This window comes from Sphingomonas radiodurans (assembly GCF_020866845.1).
Classification (GTDB): Bacteria; Pseudomonadota; Alphaproteobacteria; order Sphingomonadales; family Sphingomonadaceae; genus Sphingomonas; species Sphingomonas radiodurans.
Genome location: NZ_CP086594.1, coordinates 2,673,329 through 2,693,886, shown reverse-complemented (window position 1 = coordinate 2,693,886; position 20,558 = coordinate 2,673,329). Strand labels below are relative to the sequence as shown.

Sequence of the window (20,558 nt, the reverse complement as noted above, 5' to 3'; positions counted from 1 at the left end):
GACAGACTTTAGGACTTTTTTCATTCGGCTTAAAATTTTGCCGGAGGTCATTCCGCCCAGCCGGGCAGCGTGGCGCGCCCGGGCGCCATTGCGACCGCCTGGACCGGCATCTTCGCCCCCTCGACGCGCACCATCAGCCGCTGGCCCTGCGCGGCATCTGCCATCGCGATGCCCTCGCGCGTGATCGAAAAGCCGTCCGAGCCCGCCTCGATCAGCAATGGATCGCCGCGCTTGATGATCTTTTCCGCACCCACGGCCGGCGCCGCTGCCGGCGTGCGCGCGAAGACGGTGGCCTGCGCGGGCATGCGCACGGGCACGAACAGGCGCCAGTCGGGGCCAGAACAGGCTACGACAACGGCGTCATGCGCCTCGGTCCGCCACGACATCGCCACCATGGGACAAGTCGCGAGCCGCAACCGCGGGTCGACGACAGCGCGCGCACCCCCTTCGTCGCCGATCGCGCGCCCCGTAAAAGCGGCAACGGCGCGGTCGAGCGCGGCGGTATCCTGATGGCCAGCGGCGGCGAGCGCCAGAGCGAGCGCGATCACTTATCGTTCTCCAGTAAAGGCTAGGGTGACGACCACCTGCCGGCGCGAGGGCCGATCGGCAGTGATGATGACGAGGCGGTCCGGTGCAACCGGCGCAAGTGCGGCGGCGACCGCGCGGCCACGATCGGCGGCAAGCACCGCGGCGCTGCCGCTTGCGCGATCGATGTCGGCGGACGTGCCGTCGACCGAGGCGGTGACCCGCAACTGGACGCGCGGATCACGCGCCGCCTCGCGCGCCCAGGCGACGAGGCTGTCGGGCGAAGCCGGCAACGTCGCCGAACCCGGCGCGAAATTGAACATGCCGGCAGCGGCGACGGGCAGCGGATCGGGCGTCCCTGGGACGGTGGGCGCGCCAAACCCGGCGCGAATGCCGCTCGCCAGCGCCTTCCGATCGAGCTGCTGATTCGCCTGGAGCAAGACAAAGAAGCCGACGAGCAGCAACGCGAGATCGGCGAGCGTCATCAGCCATAGCGGCCGGCTCAGCGGCGCGACGGGAAAGTCGTCGGCCACGGTCATGCCGCTGCGTTCTCCGCCGGCATCGGCGAGAATGTTACCGGCCGCGGCTGTTCGCGTTCGGCGAGCGCCACCAGTGGCGCCTCGATCCGCGCGCGCTCGAACGCTTCGGTCCGCGCTGCGGCGCGTAGCCGGCTGGCGATCGGCAGCGCGACAAGATTGCCGAGCAGCGCCCCATAAAGGGTGGCGAGCAACGCCACCGCCATCGCGCCGCCGATCGCCTGCGGATCGGTCATCTGCACGAACATTGCGACGAGGCCGATCAGCGTGCCGACCATGCCCATCGCCGGCGCCGCCTCGGCCATCCCGGCCCAGGCGTCGGCGGCGGCGCAATGCCGCTCGATCCGCGCGCGGCGCAAATGCTGAAGGCGCGCCGCGACGTCCTCGGGCGGGTGGCCATCGACGATATCGGCGATTGCCGCGGCGACATCCTTGTCGGCGATCACCGACCGGTCGAGCGACATCGCGCCGTGCCGTCGCGCGATCCGGCCGAGTGCACCGATCTGCTGCAGCAGCGGTTGGGCCGAGAAACGTCGGCGTGGCAGCGTGGCGAGCGCCGCAACCGCGCGCACGAGATCGCTCGCTGGCGTGCGCAGGATCGCCGACGCGATCGTGCCCCCGCCCACGATGGCCAGCGCGGTCGGATCGATGAAGGTGCCAAGGTTCATGGCGCGGCATCTGCAAGCCGTGCGCCAGTTTGGTTAGCGAGGTCTGACCTGACCTCCGTTCGTCCCGAGCATCGTCGAGGGACAGCCACGCAAGGTGCTGCCACTGGCCTGTCCCTCGACTTCGCTCGGGACTAACGGGAGGTCAGCCGGCAAGCCTTGCCGGCCACCCGGCAACATCTTGCCGCCCGCTCCTGCCGCGCACCATCCCTCGCCCCCGCCGACGCACTTGGCACACCCCTTGCTGATACTCACCCGCACAGGACGTGCAGGAGTTCGGGCAGTGGCCAACGGCAGTCTTTTTGGCGTTCACGGGGCAGCACTCGAGGTACGGGCGCAGCGCATGAACGTGCTCGCGTCGAACATCGCCAACGCCTCGACGCCGAACTTCAAGGCGCGCGATATCGATTTCACCAAGGCGCTCGCGTCGATGGAACAGCAAGGCGCCAACGCGATCGACCAAGCGATGCTGTACCGGGTGCCCGATTCACCCTCGATGGACGGCAACACGGTCGAGCTCAGCAAGGAGCAGACCGCCTTCGCCGAAAACGCTGTCCAGTATCAGACGACGCTCTCGTTCCTGAACGGGCGCATCAACCAGCTCACGCGCGCGCTGCGGGGAGAATAAGCCATGGCCAACCAGCCACTCTCGATTTTCCAGGTCGCCGGCCGCGCGATGTCCGCGCAGCTCACGCGGATGAACACCACCGCGTCCAACCTCGCCAATGCCGGCGCGGTCAGCGGTTCGGCCGCGACCGCGTATCGCAGCATGAAGCCGGTGTTCCGCACGCAGTTTGACCAGGCCAGCGGCATGGCGACGGTGGACGTCGAGCGCGTCGTGACCGCCGGCGATGAGCCGACCAAGATCCACGATCCGAACAACCCGATGGCTGACGGCGAGGGCTATGTTTACCAATCCGCGGTCGACGAGACGCGCGAGCTGGTCGACATGATGGAGACCGCGCGCAGCTACCAAAACAATGTCGAGGTAATGAACACCGCGAAGTCGCTGATCGTCGACACCCTCAAGATGGGGCGCTGATAGATGGCTACCTCTTTCGACAGCACGATCGCCAATCTCGGGATCAGCAGCACCGCGAACACGGCGGCGAACGGCGCCACGTCCAAGTCGACGTCGCTCGGCCAGGCCGATTTCCTGAAGCTGATGACCGCACAGATGAAGAACCAGGATCCGTTCGATCCGGTCGACAATACGCAGATGGTCGCGCAGATGGCGCAATTCTCCTCGCTCGCCGGCATCACCGAGATGGGATCGACGCTGAAGGCGATCGCCGACAAGCTCGGCGCGACGAGCATGCAGGATGCGGTCAGCTATGTCGGCCGCACCGTCCTGACGGCGGGGAACACCGCCTACGGCCGGTCGGCGGGTGGTATCGCCGGCGCGATCGAGCTTGGCGCAGAGGCGAGCAACGTGACCGTCTCGATCGCGGACGCGAACGGCCAGGTACTGCACACTGCCGATCTCGGCGCGCAGAAGGCTGGCACGATCGGCTACGAGTGGGATGGCAAGAAAGCCGACGGCACCGATGCCGGCACCGGGCCATTCACCGTCACGATCAACGCCGCGGACGGCGCCTCGAACGTCCCAGCCACTGGCTTGGTCTGGGCGCCGGTCACGTCTGTATCGACCACCAGTGGTTCCCCTGTCCTCACCTTGCCGGGCATCGGCGAGGTTCCTGCCAGCGCCGTTCGCCAGATCGGCTGATCCTTCCAAATACTCAGGTTCTCAGGAGCTTTCCCAATGTCCTTCTACACTTCGCTTTCGGGCCTTCAGGCGGCGCAGACCGACATGTCGACGATCTCGCACAACCTGGCGAACGTCTCGTCGAACGGATTCAAGAAGAGCCGCAGTGAATTCACTGACATCATGGCATCGAACTTCACCACCGATCCGCGCCGCATGGTCGGCTCGGGGACGGCGCTGGCGCAGAACAAGCAGCAGTTCGGCGAGGGCAGCCTGATCACCACCGGATCGTCGCTCGACGTGGCCGTATCCGGCGAAGGCTTCTTCGCGGTGAAGGCCCCTAATGCCTCGGGCTCGATCGCCTACACGCGCAACGGCAGCTTCACGGTCGATCCGAACCGCTACATCACCGATGCACAGGGCAGCCGGTTGCAGGCCTATGCCGTCGAAACCGACGGCACCGTGCCCGGCCAGGGCACGCTGATCGACGTGCGCGTGCCCGAAACGACGGGCACCGCCAAGGCGACCAGCACCATGTCGCTAAAGGCGAACCTCAACACCAGCGCGCTCGCGCCGGCCGAGGCGTTCAGCCGCGCCAGCCCCGCGACCTACAATAATTCCACCTCGACCACCGTCTTCGATGCCGCCGGCAACCCGCAGACGCTGACCAACTATTTCGTCCGCAAGGCGCCAGCCGAGGCCGCGAGCACCGCCAGCGAATGGTCGGTCTACAGCTTCGTCGGCGATCAACCGCTTAACGAGGGCAATCCCAACGACGTCACGTTCGACTCGGAGGGCAATCTCACCAGCGGCGCGAACCTGTCGCTCGCCTTCCCGGACGCAGGCGACGCCACGCGCGCGCCGATCAGCCTCGACCTGACCGGCTCGAGCGCAGCCAAGCAGGCGTTCTCGATCGCGTCGCGCACGCAAGATGGCCAGTCGCTCGGCGAATTCTCGGGCATCACGGTCGACAGCGCGGGCGTCATCACGGCGAGCTATTCGAACGGCGACGCGGTGAAGCTGGGCAAAGTGGCGCTTGCCACCTTCGTCAACCCGACTGGACTGAAGCAGAACGGCGGGAATTACTGGACGTCAACCGGCCTGTCCGGAACCGCGACGATGGGCAGCGCCAACGAAAACGGCTTCGGCAAGCTGATGTCGGGCATGGTCGAGGGATCGAACGTCGACATTACCGAGGAGCTCGTCGAGCTGATCTCGGCGCAGCGCAACTTCCAGGCGAACGCCAAGGCGCTCGATACCGCGAGCCAGATCTCGCAGACGATCTTCAACATTCGCGCCTGATCTGACGGCGGCGCAGGACACCTTAGATGGACAAGCTGGTCTACACCGCGGCGACGGGGCTCAAGGCGCACATGTCGGCGCAGGCCGCGATCGCCAACAACATGGCGAACGTGTCGACCACCGGCTTCCGCGCCGACCGCGTGGTGTTCGACCGGATCGAGCTGAAGGGCGGCGGCAGTCGCTTCGATGCACGCATGCCAGCGGCGGAAGAAGTGACCGACGCCGATCGCTCGCTCGGCGCGATGATGCAGACCGGGCGCAGCCTCGACGTGGCGCTGACCGGCGCCGACACGTGGATCGCGGTGCAGGCGCCCGACGGCACCGAAGGCTATACCCGCCGCGGTGACTTGAGCGTCTCCGCCTCGGGCACGTTGCAGACCGGCGACGGCTTTCTCGTGATGGGGTCGGGGGGCCCCATCACGATCCCGCCGTACAACACGCTGTCGATCGGGTCCGACGGCTCGATCTCGATCGTCCCGCAAGGCGCTGAAGCGACCGAGACGACCGTCATCGACAAGGTGAAGATCGTCTCGGACAAGGGGTCGTCGACGGTGAAGGGCCTCGACAATCTGATGCACGTGCGCGGCGGCGGGGTGCTGCCCGAAGACATGGACGCAAAGCTCGCATCCGGCACTCTCGAACAGTCGAACGTCAACATGACCCAAGTGCTGGTCGACATGATCGAAAACCAGCGCAGCTACGAGGTTCAGGCCAACCTGCTGAAGGAAGCCAAGACCATGGACGAAGGCGCCGCATCCGTGATGCGGATGCCCGGTTGAGAAGGATTTAAGCCATGACCACCGCCGCCATGCACATCGCGCGCACCGGGCTCGACGCCCAGGATACGCGCATGCGGGTGATCTCGAACAACCTCGCGAACGTCAGTACCACCGGGTATAAGCGCGATCGCGCGGCGTTCGAGACGCTGAGCTATCAGGTGATCACCGCGCCCGGCGCGCAATCGACGCAGGAGACGAAGTACGCGACGGGGCTGAACCTCGGCACCGGTGTGCGCGTCCAGGGCACCGCGCGGATCGACACGCAGGGCTCGCTCAACACCACCGGCAACAGCCTCGACATGGCGCTCGACGGCGATGGCCTGTTCCAGGTGCAGCTGCCCGGCGGCCAACTCGGCTACACCCGCGCGGGCAATTTCTCGCGGTCGCCCGAAGGCCTGCTGATCACGTCGGAAGGCTATCAGGTGATGCCCGGGATCACGATCCCCGAAAACGCCACCGCGATCACCGTTGGCACCGACGGCACGGTCTCCGCGACCGTGCCGGGGCAAGCCGAATCGCAAAACCTTGGCCAGGTGCAGATCGCCAGCTTCCCGAACACCGCGGGGCTGCAATCGATCGGCGACAATTACCTCGTCGAGACGTCGTCGTCGGGCGCCGCCAACCTCGGTATTCCGGGACAGGACGGTCGCGGCCAGATCCGTCAGGGCATGCTCGAGGCGTCGAACGTCAATGTCGTCGAGGAACTGGTCGACATGATCGAGACGCAGCGCGCGTACGAGGTCAATTCCAAGATGATCTCGGCGACCGACGACATGCTCAAATACGTCAACCAGAACCTCTGAGGACGCAGACCGACATGGCATCCCGCGTCCCCAATCCGCTCGCCGGCCACTGGATCACGCTCGCGCTCGTCGCGGTGGCCTTCGTCCCCGGCCCCGCCGAAGCCGGGCTATTCGGCAAGAAGAAGCCGGCGGAGGATTTCACCGCCGTGCGCATCCAGCCGATCGCACCGCTTCCCGTGCTGGCGCCCGCGCCCGCCAACGGCTCGATCTTCCAGGCGGCGGACGGCTATGCCGCGCTGCACGAGGGCTGGCGCGCGCGCCGCGTCGGCGATCCGCTGACGATCATCCTCGTCGAGCGCACCGCCGCCTCCAAGTCCTCCACCTCGCAGCTCGATTCAGGCGGCGGCTTTGGCCTCACACCGCCCACCACGGGCGCGCTCAACCTGTTCAACCGGTCCGACGCGAGCATCAGCGGCGACCGCAACTTTAACGGCACCGGCACTGCCGGGCAGGCGAACTCGCTGTCAGGCGAAGTCTCGGTCACCGTCGCGCAAGTATTCCCTAACGGCACGATGCTCGTGCAGGGGCAAAAGCGCGTCACGCTCAACCGCGGCGACGAATTCGTCCAGATTAAGGGCATCGTCCGCACCGCTGACGTCGACCGCGACAATCGCGTGCTCTCGACCCGCGTCGCCGATGCGCAGATCGCCTACACTGGCAAGGGCGATGTCGCCCGCGCGGGCCGCCAAGGCTGGCTCAGCCGGTTTTTCCAGGTCGTGAGCCCGTTCTAATCGGCCTTAGCCGCCCGTTAACCACGCCCGCTGCACAATCGAGCACCATGATCATGCTACGCACCCTCCTCGCCTGCCTCGCCGCGCTGCTGGTCGCCGCGCCCGCCGCGGCTGATCGGATCAAGGATCTCGGCGGCTTCCAGGGCATCCGCTCGAACCAGCTGACCGGCTACGGCGTCGTCGTCGGCCTGCCGGGCACGGGCGACGACAATCTCGAATTCACCGTCCAGTCGATGAAGGCGGTTGCATCGCGCTTCGGGCTGCAGCTTCCGCCGAACGTCAATCCCGGCCTCAAGAACGCCGCGGTCGTGATGATCACTGCCGATCTGCCCGCCTTCGCCAAGCCCGGCCAGCGCATCGACATCACCGTCTCGTCGATGGGCAAGGCAAAGTCCTTGCGCGGCGGCAGCCTGATCATGGCGCCGCTGCTCGGCGCCGATGGCCAGGTCTATGCCATGGCGCAGGGTAACCTCGCCGTCGGCGGCCTCGGCGCGGAGGGCCGCGACGGATCGCAGATCGTCGTCAACACGCCCTCTACCGGCCGCATCCCCGAAGGCGCCACCGTGGAACGCGCGGTCGCGACCGGTTTCGCCGACACCCCTGCCCTCACCTTCAACCTGCAACGCGCCGACTTCACCACCGCGCAGAACGTCGCGGCCGCGATCAATCAGCGGCTCGGCTTCGGCACGGCGCAAGCGGTCGACGCCGTCTCGGTCGCCGTCCGCGCGCCGCTCGGCGCAGACGTGCGCGCCACGCTGATGTCGACGATCGAAAATCTCGACGTCACCTCCGCCGAGCCCGCCGCCAAGGTGATCGTCAACGCGCGCTCGGGCACCGTCGTGATCAACTCCGCGGTCCGCGTCGGCCCTGCCGCCGTCACCCACGGCAAACTCACCGTGCGCATCGACGAGAACCAGCGCGTCAGCCAGCCGGCACCGTTCAGCCAGGGCCAGACCGCGATCGAGCAACAATCCGGTGTCGCAGTCGAGGAGGAGCGTCGCCCGATGTTCCTACTCGCCCCCGGCCCCAAGCTAGCCGACATCGTCAAGGCGGTGAACGCGATCGGCGCTTCGCCGGCCGATCTCGTCGCGATCCTCGAGGCGCTGAAGGAAGCCGGCGCACTCAAGGCGGAGTTGATCGTCCTGTGACGCCGATCGACCCCACGCAGGCCATCAGCGGCGCAACCGGCATCGATTCCGGCCTGAAGCGCACCGCGACGCACCAGAATCTCGTCGCCGCGGGGCAGCAGTTCGAATCGGTCTTCACGTCGATGATGATGAAGTCGATGCGCCAGACGAAGCTCGCCGAGCCGCTGTTCGACAGCCAGGCGATCGACACCTTCCGCGACATGCAGGATCAAAAGCTCGTCCAGCAGATGGCGGAGCACACGCCGCTCGGCATCGGCAAGGCGATGACTGACTTCCTGTCCCGCGCGCTAGCACCGGCACCTGCATCGCCGGCACCTGCGGAAGATGCGTCAATCGATGCGCAACCGGTTCTTAACCCGGCATCGTCCAAACCGGCACCGTGAGCGATCTTCTGTCCATAGGCGCGTCAGGCGTCCGCGCAAATCAGGCTGCGCTGGCGGTGGTGTCCGAGAACATCGCCAATGCCGGCGTGTCGGGCTATTCGCGCCGCGCGATCACGTCGAAGGAAATCGTCTCCGTCTCCGCCACCGGTGCCACGAGCGCCCACGGCGTCTTCGTTACCGGCGTCAGCCGTGCGGCCGACATGTTCAAGGCCGCCTCGGTGCGCGCCGCCGGTGCGGACCTCGCACGGACCGAATCTGGCGGCGTGTGGCTCGACCGGATCGAGACCGCCCTCACCGGCTCGGGGCTCGATTCGCGCCTCACCAGCTTCTTCAACGCTGCCAAGGCGGTCTCCGCCGATCCCACCGCCACCGCCCCGCGCGCCGCGATGCTCGAACAGGCTCGCTCGCTTGCGGCTTCGTTCACCTCGACCGGCGCTGCGCTCGCCAATGCGACGACCGAGCTGGACGCCACCGCCGACGGGGCCGTCGCGGACCTGAATGGCCTGTCGGCAGCGCTCGCCAAGGTCAACGACGGGCTCGGCCGCGCCGCGCCGAACTCCGCCTCGGCCGCCGGCCTTGCCGATCAGCGTGACGATCTGCTGGAAAAGATGAGCGCGCTGGTCGACGTCAACGCGACGCTCGATTCCTATGGTCGCGCCACGGTGCGTGCGGGCAGCGGCAATGGCGTCGCGCTCGTCGCCGGCGCCCAGGTCGCAAGCGTCAGCTATGCCCGCAACGCCGAAGGCGCAGTCGCCTTTGCGGTGAAGACCGGCAGCGGCGATCCGAGCATCTTGACCCCAAATGGCGGCGCGCTCGGCGGGATCGTCGATGGCGCGCAGCGCATCGCCGACGCGCGCGCGTCGCTGAGCGACATGGCAACCGCCTTCGTCGATGGCGTGAACGCGACCCAAAATGACGGTCGCAATCTCGATGGCACGGCAGGCGCCTCGATGTTCGCCGTCGGCGCCGCACCCACCGATATCACGCTGACGCTCACCGATCCGCGTGGCATCGCCGCAGCATCCGTTGGCGAAGGTACGCGCGGCAACGGCAATCTCGCCAAGCTCGAAGGCCTGCGCACAGGCGCGGATTTCGAAGGCAAGCTCACGTCGTTGGTCGCCGGCAACGCCGCCGCGATCGACGCGCGCAACACCGTTGCCGCCGCGCAAAGCGCGATCCGCGATGGCGCGGTTGCCGCGCGCGACAATATCTCGGGTGTCGATCTCGATACCGAAGCGGTCGATCTGCTGCGTTTCCAGCAGGCGTATCAAGCGTCAAGCCGGATCATCTCGGTCGCGCGCGAGACGTTCCAGACCCTGATGGATATCCGCTGATGAGCGTCAATCTTTCCACTTCGCTCTTTTATGGTCGCTCGACCAGCGCGATGCAGACGCTGTCGGCCCGGATCGATACGCTCAACACGCAAGTGTCGACCGGCAAGAAGCTGCTCACGCCCTCCGACGATTCGATCGGCTATCAGCGGCTTCAAGGGATCACGCGTGCCAACGCGGATGGCGTGCAGGATGCCGCGAACGTCACCATCGCCCAGTCGGTGCTGCAACAGGCCGGCACCGCGCTGACGCAGATCACCGATCAGCTCCAGCGCGCGTCCGAACTGGTGATCCAGGGAAAGACCGGCACCAATTCTGTCGATGCGCAAAACGCGATCGCGACCGAGCTCGAGGGTATCCTCGCCTCGGTCGTGGCGCTTGCCAACGCCAAGGACGCGCGCGGCGGGCCGCTGTTCGGCGGCCGCGACGACGCTGCGGCTGTCACGCCAGGCGCGGGCGGCCAGCTCGGCTTTGCCGAGGGCAAGGCAAGCGCGATCCCGATCGGTGACGGCCAGAGCGTCGAGGTAACCGTCAACGCACGCGAATTCCTCGACAGCCCGAGCGGTGATCTCGGCAGCGCGCTGGCCGGCATCATCGCCGCGCTGCGTGCCGGCGAAGCAATCCCGGAAGCCGCGTCGGACGCGCTCGACGCGATCGGCGAGCAGGTTACCGCAACACAGGCGACCGTCGGTGCGCGCGAATTGCGCGTCGACATCCAGGCCGCACAGATCAAGACCGCGTCAAGCGACCGCGAGATCGCACGATCGGGCATCGAGGATGCCGACGCGACGGAAACGATCATCGAGCTGCAGAAGACGATGACGATCCTGCAGGCGACGCAGGCAAGCTTCTCGAAGCTCTCAAGCCTCTCGCTGTTCGATTACCTGCGGTAATTTCTTCTTCTCCCCTCCCGCTTGCGGCAGGGGCCGGGGGAGGGCGTGTTAGTCAAGGACCGCCGCGCCGACGGACCGTCCCTCCTCTAACCCCTCACGCAAGCGGGAGGGGGACAGAAGAAAAACTACCACGCGGTAACGTCTTGGCTACCATGTCCGGTTAACCATCAGACCGGTAAACGCTTCTCGGGGAAGTCCATGTTCGCCGCCATCGGCCTTGTTGTCCTCATTGCGATGGTATTCGGCGGCTTTGCCATCACTGGCGGCGCGCTCGGCCCCGTGCTGCACGCCCTCCCGCACGAGATGCTCATCATCGGCGGTGCCGCGGCCGGCGCGCTGATCATCGGCAATTCCGGCAAGGAATTGAAGGCGATGGGCGGCGGCCTCGCCAAGGTATTCAAGGGGCCGAAGTACAAGAAGCAGGATTATCTCGACGTCATCTTCCTCGTCAGCAAGCTGATGAAGATGCTGCGCATGGAAGGGCCGATCGCGCTCGAGCCGCACGTCGAGGATCCCAAGTCCTCCGCGGTGTTCGCCGAATATCCCAAGCTGCTCGCCGATGCCACGCTGGTCGCGCTGATCGCCGATACGCTGCGGCTCGTCGTCGTCTCGTCGGGCACGCTCGACGTGCATGCGGTCGAGGAAGTGATGGATAATTCGATTAAGACGCACCACCACGAGGTTGAGGGGCCGCACACGACGCTCTCATCGCTCGCGGACGCGCTGCCCGCGCTCGGGATCGTCGCGGCGGTGCTCGGCGTGGTGAAGACGATGGGCTCGATCGATCAGCCGCCGTCGGTGCTCGGCGGGATGATCGGATCGGCGCTGGTCGGCACGTTCCTTGGCGTGCTGCTCGCCTATGGCATCGTCAGCCCGCTCGCCTCTCGGCTGAAGCAAGTGATCGATGCCGACGCCGCGATCTATCACGTGGTCAAGCAGATCATCATCGCCTCGCTCCACGGCCATCCGCAGCCGCTCGTCATCGAAGCCGCACGTTCAGGGATCGCGCACAGCAACCAGCCGGGCTTTGCCGAAGTATTCGACGGGCTGCGGGGCAAGTAAGTGGCCGCGCGCGCGCCTCACGGGAACAACCAGCCGCCCAAGATCATCGTCAAGAAGATCTATATCGAAGGGCATGGCGGCCATCATGGCGGCGCGTGGAAGGTCGCTTACGCCGATTTCGTCACCGCGATGATGGCGTTCTTCCTGCTCATGTGGCTGCTCGGCGCGACGACCGAGAAGCAGCGCAAGGGCATCGCCGATTATTTCGCGCCGACGATCCTCAACACCAAGTCGCTCGGCGTTGGCGGCAGCGGGCTAATGGGCGGCCAGTCGGTCACGTCGAGCCAGAAGACCGGAACATTCGACGGCAACTCACGCATGCCGACGATCGTCTCGCGCACCGACGGCAGCGGCGGGCCGGATATGGGTACGGGTAAGAAGGGATCGCTGCGCAGCCCGACCGCGATCGCCGCGGAGGATCGCAAGAACTTCGCCAAGCTGAAGGCCAAGGTCGAGCAGCAGTTGCAGGAGCGCAAGGGGCTGGCCGCGCTGGCCAAGCACATCCGTTTCACGATGACGCCCGCGGGCATGCGGATCGATCTGGTTGACGACGCCAATTATTCGATGTTCTCGCTCGGCACCACGGCGCTCGAGAGTGGCGCTTCGTCGCTGATCGGGATGGTCGCCGAGGGCATCCGCCCGACGCAGAACCCGATCATGATCCGCGGCCATACTGACAGCCTGCCCTTCGGCGATCCGCGCGCGATGAACAACTGGATGCTCGCCACCGGACGCGCCGAAACGACCCGCCGCCGGCTGGCGCAGGGCGGCATCCCCGAGAACCGCTTCCATCGCATCGAGGGGGTCGCCGATCGCGAGCCGATGATCACCGCCGATCCGATGGACCCCCGCAATCGCCGCGTCGCGATCACCTTGCTTTATCGCCCCGGATCGTTCGGACAGTAACACCACCACCCCGGATACTTATGCCGCCACGACAATGCTTGGCGGCAGCCATTGTACACTATAGAGGCGCCAGCTTATCCCGGGGGGGAATGCGTGTTCGGAGCGAGTGGCCAAAAATTCCGATTAGGTCGTGGCGCCGGCACGTGGCTTGCGCTGTCCGCACTTGGAACTCCGATATTTGCGCAGCAGACCCCGACCGCAGCGGCGCGAGGCACTCGCTCCAGTTCGATTGACCCCGCCACACCCCGGCCTTCCCCCAGTCCGAACCAGTCGCCCGAACTGCTGCTGCCCACCCACACCGGCGATCCAATGGCGATTCGTGCCGCGGACGATCCGCTGCTCGCGTTGATGCGCACGACGGCGCCGGTCGAAGTGCTCCAGCGCATCGTCACCGAGACGATCGCCCGCGCGCCCGAAGCCGATGAGGCCGAGGCCATGCGCGACCAGGCCGGCGCCGCACTGGGTGAGGCCAAGGCCGTACGCCGCCCGACCGTCGATGTGACGATCACCAGCTACAAGGTGCTCTCGCGGAATTTCGGCAACAATATCGAGAACATAATCGAAGAGTCGCGGCCTGGTCGACGCACCGATCAGCTGCTGACGGTCGATCAGTTGCTGCTCGACGGCGGCAGCGCCAACGCACGGATCGGCGCGGCACGCGACCGACTGCGCGCCGCCGAGACCGACGTATTCGGCGCGCAGGACCGGGTCGCGCTGCAGACGCTCGCCTCGTGGTACGACGTATTCACCTATCGCTCGCTGGTCGGCCTCTCCACCGCCTTCGCCGCCAGCCAGCGCGAACTGCGCGTAATGGTGCAGGAGCGCATCCGCCGCGGCGTATCCGCCGAGGCCGATATCGCACGGGTCGACAGCTACATCGCCTCAGCCGATGCGCGCGTGGCGCGCTTCCGCCGGCTGGAGGCGCAGGCCACGGCGCGTTTTCAGTCACTTACGGGTGCTCCTCCCCCTACTGGCTTAGCGCGCGCGCCGTTCATCGGACAGACCGGGATCAGCAAAGATCTGGCCGTGACACGTGCAATCGATGTGCCCGCGGTCCGCTCGGCGCGCGCTACTGCCGAAGCCGCTCGCAATGATGCCAAGGCAGCGCGCGCCGATCGTCTGCCGACACTGTCGGCCGGGCTCGATACCGGCCGCTACGGCATCTACGAAACGCCACGCGACTATGACGTGCGCGCGCGCCTCACGCTGCGCCAGCGCCTGTGGGGCGGCATCGAAGAACGCGATCAGCAAGCCGCCGCCCGCGCCCGCGCCGCCGACGCGCGCGCGAACCGCGTCTCAATCGAGGCCGCGCGCGATGCCGAGATCGCCTGGTCCGACGTTCAGGCGCTCGACGCGCTCGAGGCCACCTATATCGCCAGCCGCCGCTCGCGCGACACGATCGCGGAACGGTTCCGCGTCGCATCAGGCACGCTGTTCGACGTGATCGGCGCCGACGACAGCTATTTTGAAACCGCGGTAGGCTATCTTCAGTCGGTCACCGAACTCGATGCCTCGCGCTACGTACTGTCGTCGAAAACCGGCCAGCTTCTCCCCACGCTCGGCATCACCGCTCCAGTCCAAGGATGCCCGCAATGAGCGATGACACGCTCGTCCCTGATCCTAAAAAAAGCGCTTCGCGCCATGGCTGCTTGAGCCGATGCTCGAAAACAAGCAAACCTATATCAAAGTCGCGGCGGCGGCGGTGCTGATCAACATTTTTGCGCTCGTCACCTCACTATTTTCGATGGTGATTTACGACCGCGTCATTCCGAATGACGCGATGTCGAGCCTCGTGGCGCTGTCGATCGGCTTCACCATCGTGATCCTGTTCGATTTTCTGCTGAAGATGCTGCGACCCTACTTCGTTGATATTGCTGGGGCAGACATCGACCATCAGGTCGGCGAGCGTGTGTTCAAGAAGCTGCTGGCGATCCGCCTCGATCACAAGAAGGGCTCGACCGGCGCCCTCGCCGGTCTGATGCGCGAGTTGGAAGCACTGCGCGACTTCTTTGCCTCGGCTACGATGTCGGCACTGGCCGATCTGCCGTTCCTGTTCCTGACCGTTGCGGTCATCTGGGCGATCGGCGGCAAGGTGGTGATCGTGCTGCTGGTCGTCATCCCGATCGTGCTGCTGACCGCATGGGCGACAAATCCGGCGCTCGAGCGGCTTACCGCGCGCACGCTGCGCGAGGGTCTGTTCAAACAGTCGGTGCTCGTCGAAACCATTGGCGGGCTCGAGACGGTAAAGGCATCCGGCGCAGGCCCAATGCTTTCACGTCGCTGGTCGAACGCGGTACGTCAGCAGTCCGATTCGTCGCTGCGCCAACGGCTGATCTCGACCATTGCGATTACCGTTGCGGGCTCCGCGAGCACGGTGAGCTATGCCGGCGTGGTGATCGTCGGCGTCAACCTGATCGCAGCGCGCGAGCTAACATCGGGCGGGCTGATTGCCTGTTCGCTGCTCGCGGGCCGAGCAATTGCGCCGCTCGCGACGATCTCGCAGCTTCTCGCGCGCATGTCCGCGACGCGTACTGCCTATCGCCAGATCAACGCGATGATGGAGCAGCCGAGCGAAGGCCCGGCGGGCGACCCGCTCAAGCTCGCGAAGCTCACCGGCAAGATTGAGTTCCGCAACGCGGCGTTCCGCTATCCCGGCGCATCTGAGCCGGCACTCACCGGCATCTCCTTCACGATCGAGCCGGGCGAGCGCGTCGGGCTGCTCGGCCGTGTCGGGTCGGGCAAGTCGACGATCACGCGGCTGATCCTTGGCCTGTATCCGCCGGAAGATGGCCTCGTCATGATCGACGGCACTGACCTGCGCCAGATGGATCCTGCCACGGTGCGCGCGCAGATGGGTGTCGCGATGCAGGACAGCGTGCTGATGACGGGCAGCGTGCGCGAGAACATCGGGCTCGGCCGCGACGGTATCGACGATGTGGAGATGCTGCGTGCCGCCGAGTTGTCGGGAACGCACCAGTTCATGGGCCAGCTCGCCAACGTTACGACCTCAAGCTCGCCGACCGCGGCGAAGGGCTGTCGGGCGGCCAGCGCCAGTCGATCGCGATCGCGCGCGCGCTTGCCGGCCGACCACAAATGCTGGTGTTCGACGAACCGTCCGCCAGCATGGACACACAGACCGAGCAGGGCTTGATCGATCGCCTGCAAAGCGAGGTTCAGGGCCGCACGATGGTGCTTGTCACGCACCGCCCGCCGCTGCTTCAACTCGTCCAACGTATCATCGTCATGGAACGCGGCAAGATCGTACTGGATGGCTCGCGCGATCAGGTGATGCAGCAGCTGACCCGTCCGAAGGTGGCCTGATCCATGTCCAAGCCCCAAGCCTTGCCTCAGCCCGACGCGCCGATGCCGACCGCATCCGCCGCAACTGCGCCGCACCACACCCATCTTGAGGATCTCGCCGCGCGCGTGAAGCCGCGGGTGGCATCGAGCGTCCTCCTGTGGTCGATCATCGCGTTCTTCGTAATCTTCGTGATCTGGGCATCCTGGGCGACGCTGGACCGCACCGTGCGGGGCATCGGCCGGGTTGTCGCCAGTTCGCAGCTGCAGATCGTGTCGAACCTCGAAGGTGGCGTGGTAAAGCAGATCATGGTGCGCACCGGCCAGCAGGTCCGTGCGGGCCAGCCGCTCGTCCGGCTCGATCCGACCGCGACTGGCGGCGAGCTCGGCTCAGGCGAGGCCCAAACAGCTGCGTTGCTGGTAAAGATTGCTCGGCTGAAGGCCGAAGTGCTCGGCCGCGAGCCGGTCTATCCCGCGGCGGCCAACGCAACGGTCGCCGAGCAGATCGAGATCGAGCGGGCACTGCACGCCGCGCGGATGCAGGAACTGGCGGGCATTACAGGAGCTTATAGCGCACGCGGCGTTCAGGCGAACCGCGCCGTGACCGAAGCAGAATCGGCCCTTGACGCGCGCAAAAGCGCGCGTGATGCGAGGGCCGTGGAGCTTGAGACAATCAAGCCCCTAGTTGAGAAGGGCATCGAGCCGCGCCTTTCACTGACGCAGGCGGGTAGTGCGGCCAGCGTGGCGGCAAGCGAAGCAGCGCAGGCTTCGGCTGCGCTGTCCCGCGCGCACGCCAGTGTTGCCGAAGCTAACGCCAGTCTTTCGCAGGCTCGCCAGGACTGGCGCGCGCGCTGTCGATGAACTCGCGCGGGCGCAGGCGGAACTCTCCGCGCGTGCGTCAACCATCCCAGCTCTCGCCGCACGGCTCGATCGTACAACGGTGCGGGCGCCGCTGGCCGGACGCATCAATCGGGTGATTGTAACGACGGTCGGCGCCGCAGTTGGCCCCGGCGCACCGATCGCCGAGATTTCCCCAAGTCGCGACACTTTGCTGATCGAGGCACGCGTGCGGCCGGAGGACATTGCGCGCGTTCGCCCGGGTCAACATCACTGCCTACGATAGCTCGGTGTACAGCTGGATCGACGGTAAGGGCGAATCGCTCTCGCCCGATGCGATCGTCGATGAGAAGGCAGAAACGAGCTATTACAACGTCTTTGTGCGTACCGATACTAAGGGCCTGCTCGATCGCCGCACGGGCAAGTTGCTTCCAATCGGGACCGGTATGGCCGCCGAGGTCAATCTGCTCGGCGATCCGCGGACGGTGATGCAGTATATCCCTACCCCGATCACGCGATTGTCGGAGCGTGCGTTGCGGGAGTAAGACCGCCGTGGCTGTCATTCTAGCAAAAGCTGGGGCCGCGTGAGGCAAGCGCCTTGGTAGATTACTCGGCGACCCCAGCTTTTGTTGGGGTGACGGATTATGAAGCGACTGCCGGCCGCGGATCGGACTTGGTCGGTGCTTGCCGATGCACCCTCAGCCCGATCAACGGGCGCAGCCACGCTATCCGTCGCCCAATCAGGTAAAAGGCCGCACATCCCACCACCGTTATCACAACCAGGATGGCGAACTCAGCCGCGCCCGACAAGCGGAGCGGCAGCAGCCAATAAGCGACGACCACGATCAGCGTCTGGTGGATAAGATAGAACGGGAACACAGCCTCCGTCAGCATCGGTCGCCACCGGTGGTCGTGGTTCCAGAAAGTCTCTGCAGCCCCGATCAGCGCTGCGATCGCCATCCAGCCTTCCACCCCGCGCGCCAGGCTGAAGATCGTGCCGAAGGGCCGCGGCGTGACCCTGAGTCCGGGAAACACTATCGCAATCCCGGCCACCGCGACATAGCCGAGGACAGCGAGCACCGCGGCCGGCTTCCACCAACGCGCGAAGCTCGCGAGCGTCCGCTCGCTGCCAGCCAGCGCGAAGCCGAAGACGAACATCGGAAAATAGCTCGCATGCGCCACCCAGTCGCCAAGCACCGCATGCGTCTCGCGCGCACCGGGGAACAGCACGCCGCTGACGAGCATCAGCCACCCCATCGGAATAAGCAGCGCACCAAGGCCGCCGAACAGCCGGCGATACGCGCGCTGCGCTGAGCGCCGCACGCTGGCCGGCGTGATTGCCAGAAGTGCGATCAGGACTAATGTGTACAACCACAGATAAGCCACGAACCACAAGTGGTTCCAAGTTGGCAAGTCGATGCCAGCAAGCTTCCCGAAGCGGAAGTAATCGCCCGTCCAGAATGCGAAGAAGCCGACACGATAGCCGTGCTGAGTGACCAACTCGACCCACGGCTGCGGCGGAATTATTACCAGCATTCCGAAGATTAGAGGAACCAGCAGCCTTGCGCTGCGGTTGCCCGCGAACGCCAGCGGGCCAACGCTACGCAGGAACAGCGCGCGGCTGGCGTAGCCCGATACGACGAACAGCAGCGACAATCGCCACGGGTTCGACAGCATCATTGGCACCGCCACCCACTGCTCGACTGCCAGCTTCACGTGAAATGGCCATGGCACGAACACCATGCCGATATGATAAAGGATCAGGATCGCGAAGGCCCCGATGCGGAGCCAGTCCAGGCCGTAGTGCCGCTGCATCACGCCGCCGCCTAGCAGCTTGGGCCTTGTGCGGGAACCGTCACGCAGTCAGCGGCTTGGCTCGCGCCGGCGCTTGCGCGAGGCCGATCAGCGGTCGCAGCCACTTGATTTCACGACCGACCAGATAGGCTGAGGCGCAAGCGGCGATCGTCGCGCTAAACAGGAACACGAAGCCGACCCCCGCACCCATGCCCCGGCTCGGCGCGAGCCAAGCCAGCACCACCAGTACCGGATGGTGGATCAGATAGGAGGGGAACACCGCCTCGGCGAGTGGCGCACGGACGGGATGATCGTGGTTGAACCGCGCATCCGCCAGCCGTAGCAGCGCGACGATCACACCCCAAGCCATCGCAAGCCGCGCTGCGCGATCGATCGCCATCATCGCATGACTAGGCACCGCGCTGCCCTGATAGGTCAGTTCCAGCCACACCACGATCGCGCCGCTCAGCCCGACAATCGCGAGCTTTATCGGCCAGAGTCGTGCGATCGCATGCCACAGCGCCGACGAGCCGCCGAGCGCAAAACCGAATAGGAACAACGGGAGGTAGCTGCGTGGCCCGTCCAATCAGTGGTAAGCCCCTGCGTCTCAGGTACGAAAAACATCAGCGCGACCTTCATGCCTGCCAGACCGACGATAGGCATCCATGCAAGCCGCATTCCGCGCGCAAGCCGATCGAACCGCCCCTGGATGCGCCCAGCCTCGACCGCCACCACGAGCGCGGCAAGTACCATCGTATAGGCCCATAGGTAGACGACGAACCACATATGCTCCCAGTTCGGGAAGCTGCGGCCATAATTGACGATCGGACTCCAATAATCGCCGAGCCAATAGGTCGCCAAACTGTCCGGATTGCCGGCCAACCGCACCCTCACCCACAGTTCGGGCGGCAACAGCACGAGCATCGCGAAGGCGAGCGGCACCAGCAGGCGCAGGCTGCGGCCTCTCGTAAACGCCCGGATGTTCGGGTTCCGCCCCAACAGTCGCCGCGTAGCGAAACCCGAGACTACGAACAGCAGAGGGATCCGCCACGGTGTCAGCAACGTCATCGGGACGATCAGCGCCGGAAAGGTCTCGGGCCATTTCGTGACCCAGGGCCACGGTGCAACCACCATTGCCACATGGTAGCCGATCAGGAGCGCGAACGCGCCGATCCGCAACCAATCTAGGCCATGATGACGATCGCAGGGTACTACGGAGCTGGACACCCCGACGGCATAGCGCGCAACGGTAACGAAATGTTGCTGTAGTTCAGCGCTTCATGCGCAACTGCCCCAAGAAATCGCGCTTGCCCAGCTTCACACCTTGTGCGCGCAGGATCGCGTAAGCGGTAGTGGCGTGGAAATAGAAGTTCGGCTGCGAGAAGGAGAGCAGGAAATGCGCGCCGGTGAATGGCATTTTCATCTCGCCCATCGAGAATTGCGTATCCTTGTCGGCCAGCGCGTCGAAGTCGACGCGATCGATCGCCTCTAGCGCGGCAGTCGCGGCGCTGATCTTTTCGTGCAGACCGGCAAAATCGGTCGGCCACGGCGTCATGCTCGGCGAAAAATTGCCGCCGCGAACCCCGTCAATCCCGCCGCGCGAATGCTCAGCGACGGATTTCACCTGATAACCGAACGGCAGCATGTCGGGCGCGAGGCGAGCGTCGATCAGCTCGGCGGGCGCCATCCCCCTTTCCTTGGCGAACGCCTCGGCCTTGTCGATCAAACCATCAACCACGCCGAGTATCTGAAGATTGGAAGGAACAACCGCGTCGAACAGTGAAAACGTCATGATCCTGCCCCTGATTTCGTTTATTCGCTGGAGACGCTATATCGCCGGTAAAGCCGATAGGAAGCCTCA

At 65.6% G+C, this 20,558-nt stretch carries 26 protein-coding genes; 19 read left to right on the top strand and 7 right to left on the bottom strand.

Annotated elements, in window-relative coordinates; genetic code table 11:
* Window positions 1–47 precede the first annotated feature (47 nt).
* The 3 genes from LLW23_RS12575 to LLW23_RS12565 are packed head-to-tail and all read right to left on the bottom strand — an operon-like array spanning window position 48 to window position 1,729.
* Window positions 48–548 carry a flagella basal body P-ring formation protein FlgA gene (locus LLW23_RS12575; protein WP_228945854.1) on the bottom strand — a complete coding sequence of 167 codons (501 nt, stop codon included), beginning with the start codon at window positions 546–548 and terminating at the stop codon, window positions 48–50.
* Window positions 549–1,064 carry a flagellar motor protein MotB gene (locus LLW23_RS12570; RefSeq protein ID WP_228945853.1) on the bottom strand — a complete coding sequence of 172 codons (516 nt, stop codon included), beginning with the start codon at window positions 1,062–1,064 and terminating at the stop codon, window positions 549–551. It abuts the gene before it with no gap.
* Window positions 1,061–1,729: a motility protein A gene (locus tag LLW23_RS12565; protein WP_228945852.1), complete on the bottom strand. Its 669-nt coding sequence runs from the start codon at window positions 1,727–1,729 to the stop codon at window positions 1,061–1,063. Before LLW23_RS12565 ends, LLW23_RS12570 begins: the two co-directional genes overlap by 4 nt.
* A 340-nt stretch (window positions 1,730–2,069) precedes the next feature.
* Here LLW23_RS12565 and flgB point away from each other — a divergent pair, with 340 nt between their 5' ends.
* From flgB to LLW23_RS12475, 19 genes are all read left to right on the top strand, one after another.
* Window positions 2,070–2,354 (top strand): flagellar basal body rod protein FlgB, encoded by a 285-nt coding sequence (gene flgB / locus LLW23_RS12560; protein ID WP_228945851.1) that lies wholly within the window; start codon window positions 2,070–2,072, stop codon window positions 2,352–2,354.
* Between the two features lie 3 nt (window positions 2,355–2,357).
* A complete protein-coding gene (gene flgC / locus LLW23_RS12555; RefSeq protein WP_228945850.1) occupies window positions 2,358–2,768 on the top strand; it encodes a flagellar basal body rod protein FlgC in 411 nt (136 codons plus the stop codon).
* Window positions 2,769–2,771: 3 nt separating this feature from the next.
* Window positions 2,772–3,452, top strand: a complete 681-nt coding sequence (locus tag LLW23_RS12550; RefSeq protein ID WP_228945849.1) for a flagellar hook assembly protein FlgD — start codon at window positions 2,772–2,774, stop codon at window positions 3,450–3,452.
* 36 nt (window positions 3,453–3,488) lie between these two features.
* Complete coding sequence (locus tag LLW23_RS12545; RefSeq protein ID WP_228945848.1) at window positions 3,489–4,733, top strand: flagellar hook protein FlgE; 1,245 nt, start codon at window positions 3,489–3,491, stop codon at window positions 4,731–4,733.
* Between the two features lie 26 nt (window positions 4,734–4,759).
* Window positions 4,760–5,512, top strand: a complete 753-nt coding sequence (locus LLW23_RS12540; RefSeq protein ID WP_228945847.1) for a flagellar basal body rod protein FlgF — start codon at window positions 4,760–4,762, stop codon at window positions 5,510–5,512.
* Between the two features lie 14 nt (window positions 5,513–5,526).
* The gene (gene flgG, locus LLW23_RS12535) at window positions 5,527–6,315 is read left to right on the top strand and encodes a flagellar basal-body rod protein FlgG (protein ID WP_228945846.1); all 789 of its coding nucleotides are present in this window, start codon (window positions 5,527–5,529) and stop codon (window positions 6,313–6,315) included.
* Window positions 6,316–6,329: 14 nt separating this feature from the next.
* Window positions 6,330–7,046, top strand: coding sequence for a flagellar basal body L-ring protein FlgH (locus LLW23_RS12530; protein WP_228945845.1), 717 nt, complete (start codon window positions 6,330–6,332; stop codon window positions 7,044–7,046).
* Between the two features lie 53 nt (window positions 7,047–7,099).
* Window positions 7,100–8,194, top strand: a complete 1,095-nt coding sequence (locus LLW23_RS12525; RefSeq protein WP_228945844.1) for a flagellar basal body P-ring protein FlgI — start codon at window positions 7,100–7,102, stop codon at window positions 8,192–8,194.
* On the top strand, window positions 8,191–8,577 hold the full coding sequence (locus LLW23_RS12520) for a rod-binding protein (RefSeq protein WP_228945843.1): 387 nt from the start codon (window positions 8,191–8,193) through the stop codon (window positions 8,575–8,577). The genes LLW23_RS12525 and LLW23_RS12520 overlap by 4 nt, the downstream gene beginning before the upstream one ends.
* Window positions 8,574–9,911: a flagellar hook-associated protein FlgK gene (gene flgK, locus LLW23_RS12515; protein ID WP_228945842.1), complete on the top strand. Its 1,338-nt coding sequence runs from the start codon at window positions 8,574–8,576 to the stop codon at window positions 9,909–9,911. The genes LLW23_RS12520 and flgK overlap by 4 nt, the downstream gene beginning before the upstream one ends.
* Window positions 9,911–10,801: a flagellin N-terminal helical domain-containing protein gene (locus tag LLW23_RS12510; protein WP_228945841.1), complete on the top strand. Its 891-nt coding sequence runs from the start codon at window positions 9,911–9,913 to the stop codon at window positions 10,799–10,801. Before flgK ends, LLW23_RS12510 begins: the two co-directional genes overlap by 1 nt.
* Window positions 10,802–10,999: 198 nt before the next feature.
* A complete protein-coding gene (gene motA, locus LLW23_RS12505) occupies window positions 11,000–11,863 on the top strand; it encodes a flagellar motor stator protein MotA (RefSeq protein WP_228945840.1) in 864 nt (287 codons plus the stop codon).
* Window positions 11,864–12,769: a flagellar motor protein MotB gene (locus LLW23_RS12500; protein WP_228945839.1), complete on the top strand. Its 906-nt coding sequence runs from the start codon at window positions 11,864–11,866 to the stop codon at window positions 12,767–12,769.
* A 309-nt stretch (window positions 12,770–13,078) separates the two neighbouring features.
* The gene (locus LLW23_RS12495) at window positions 13,079–14,365 is read left to right on the top strand and encodes a TolC family protein (protein WP_228945838.1); all 1,287 of its coding nucleotides are present in this window, start codon (window positions 13,079–13,081) and stop codon (window positions 14,363–14,365) included.
* A gap of 61 nt (window positions 14,366–14,426) precedes the next feature.
* Entirely contained in the window at window positions 14,427–15,920 is a 1,494-nt protein-coding gene (locus tag LLW23_RS12490) for a peptidase domain-containing ABC transporter (protein ID WP_333473771.1), read from the top strand.
* Entirely contained in the window at window positions 15,803–16,090 is a 288-nt protein-coding gene (locus LLW23_RS17695) for an ATP-binding cassette domain-containing protein (RefSeq protein WP_408642046.1), read from the top strand. The genes LLW23_RS12490 and LLW23_RS17695 overlap by 118 nt, the downstream gene beginning before the upstream one ends.
* 117 nt (window positions 16,091–16,207) lie before the next feature.
* The gene (locus tag LLW23_RS12485; protein ID WP_228945837.1) at window positions 16,208–16,927 is read left to right on the top strand and encodes a putative HlyD family type I secretion protein; all 720 of its coding nucleotides are present in this window, start codon (window positions 16,208–16,210) and stop codon (window positions 16,925–16,927) included.
* Window positions 16,863–17,189: an HlyD family efflux transporter periplasmic adaptor subunit gene (locus tag LLW23_RS17620; RefSeq protein WP_333473769.1), complete on the top strand. Its 327-nt coding sequence runs from the start codon at window positions 16,863–16,865 to the stop codon at window positions 17,187–17,189. Before LLW23_RS12485 ends, LLW23_RS17620 begins: the two co-directional genes overlap by 65 nt.
* Entirely contained in the window at window positions 17,149–17,448 is a 300-nt protein-coding gene (locus tag LLW23_RS12475; RefSeq protein WP_228948643.1) for a putative HlyD family type I secretion protein, read from the top strand. Before LLW23_RS17620 ends, LLW23_RS12475 begins: the two co-directional genes overlap by 41 nt.
* A 97-nt stretch (window positions 17,449–17,545) precedes the next feature.
* Here LLW23_RS12475 and LLW23_RS12470 read toward each other — a convergent pair whose 3' ends face one another.
* The 4 genes from LLW23_RS12470 to LLW23_RS12455 form a co-directional block, all read right to left on the bottom strand.
* The gene (locus LLW23_RS12470; protein WP_228945835.1) at window positions 17,546–18,718 is read right to left on the bottom strand and encodes an acyltransferase family protein; all 1,173 of its coding nucleotides are present in this window, start codon (window positions 18,716–18,718) and stop codon (window positions 17,546–17,548) included.
* 40 nt (window positions 18,719–18,758) lie between these two features.
* Window positions 18,759–19,256, bottom strand: a complete 498-nt coding sequence (locus tag LLW23_RS12465) for a hypothetical protein (RefSeq protein WP_228945834.1) — start codon at window positions 19,254–19,256, stop codon at window positions 18,759–18,761.
* Window positions 19,184–19,876, bottom strand: a complete 693-nt coding sequence (locus LLW23_RS12460; protein WP_228945833.1) for an acyltransferase family protein — start codon at window positions 19,874–19,876, stop codon at window positions 19,184–19,186. Before LLW23_RS12460 ends, LLW23_RS12465 begins: the two co-directional genes overlap by 73 nt.
* Before the next feature lie 91 nt (window positions 19,877–19,967).
* Window positions 19,968–20,489, bottom strand: coding sequence for a DUF1993 domain-containing protein (locus LLW23_RS12455; protein WP_228945832.1), 522 nt, complete (start codon window positions 20,487–20,489; stop codon window positions 19,968–19,970).
* Window positions 20,490–20,558: the final 69 nt, after the last annotated feature.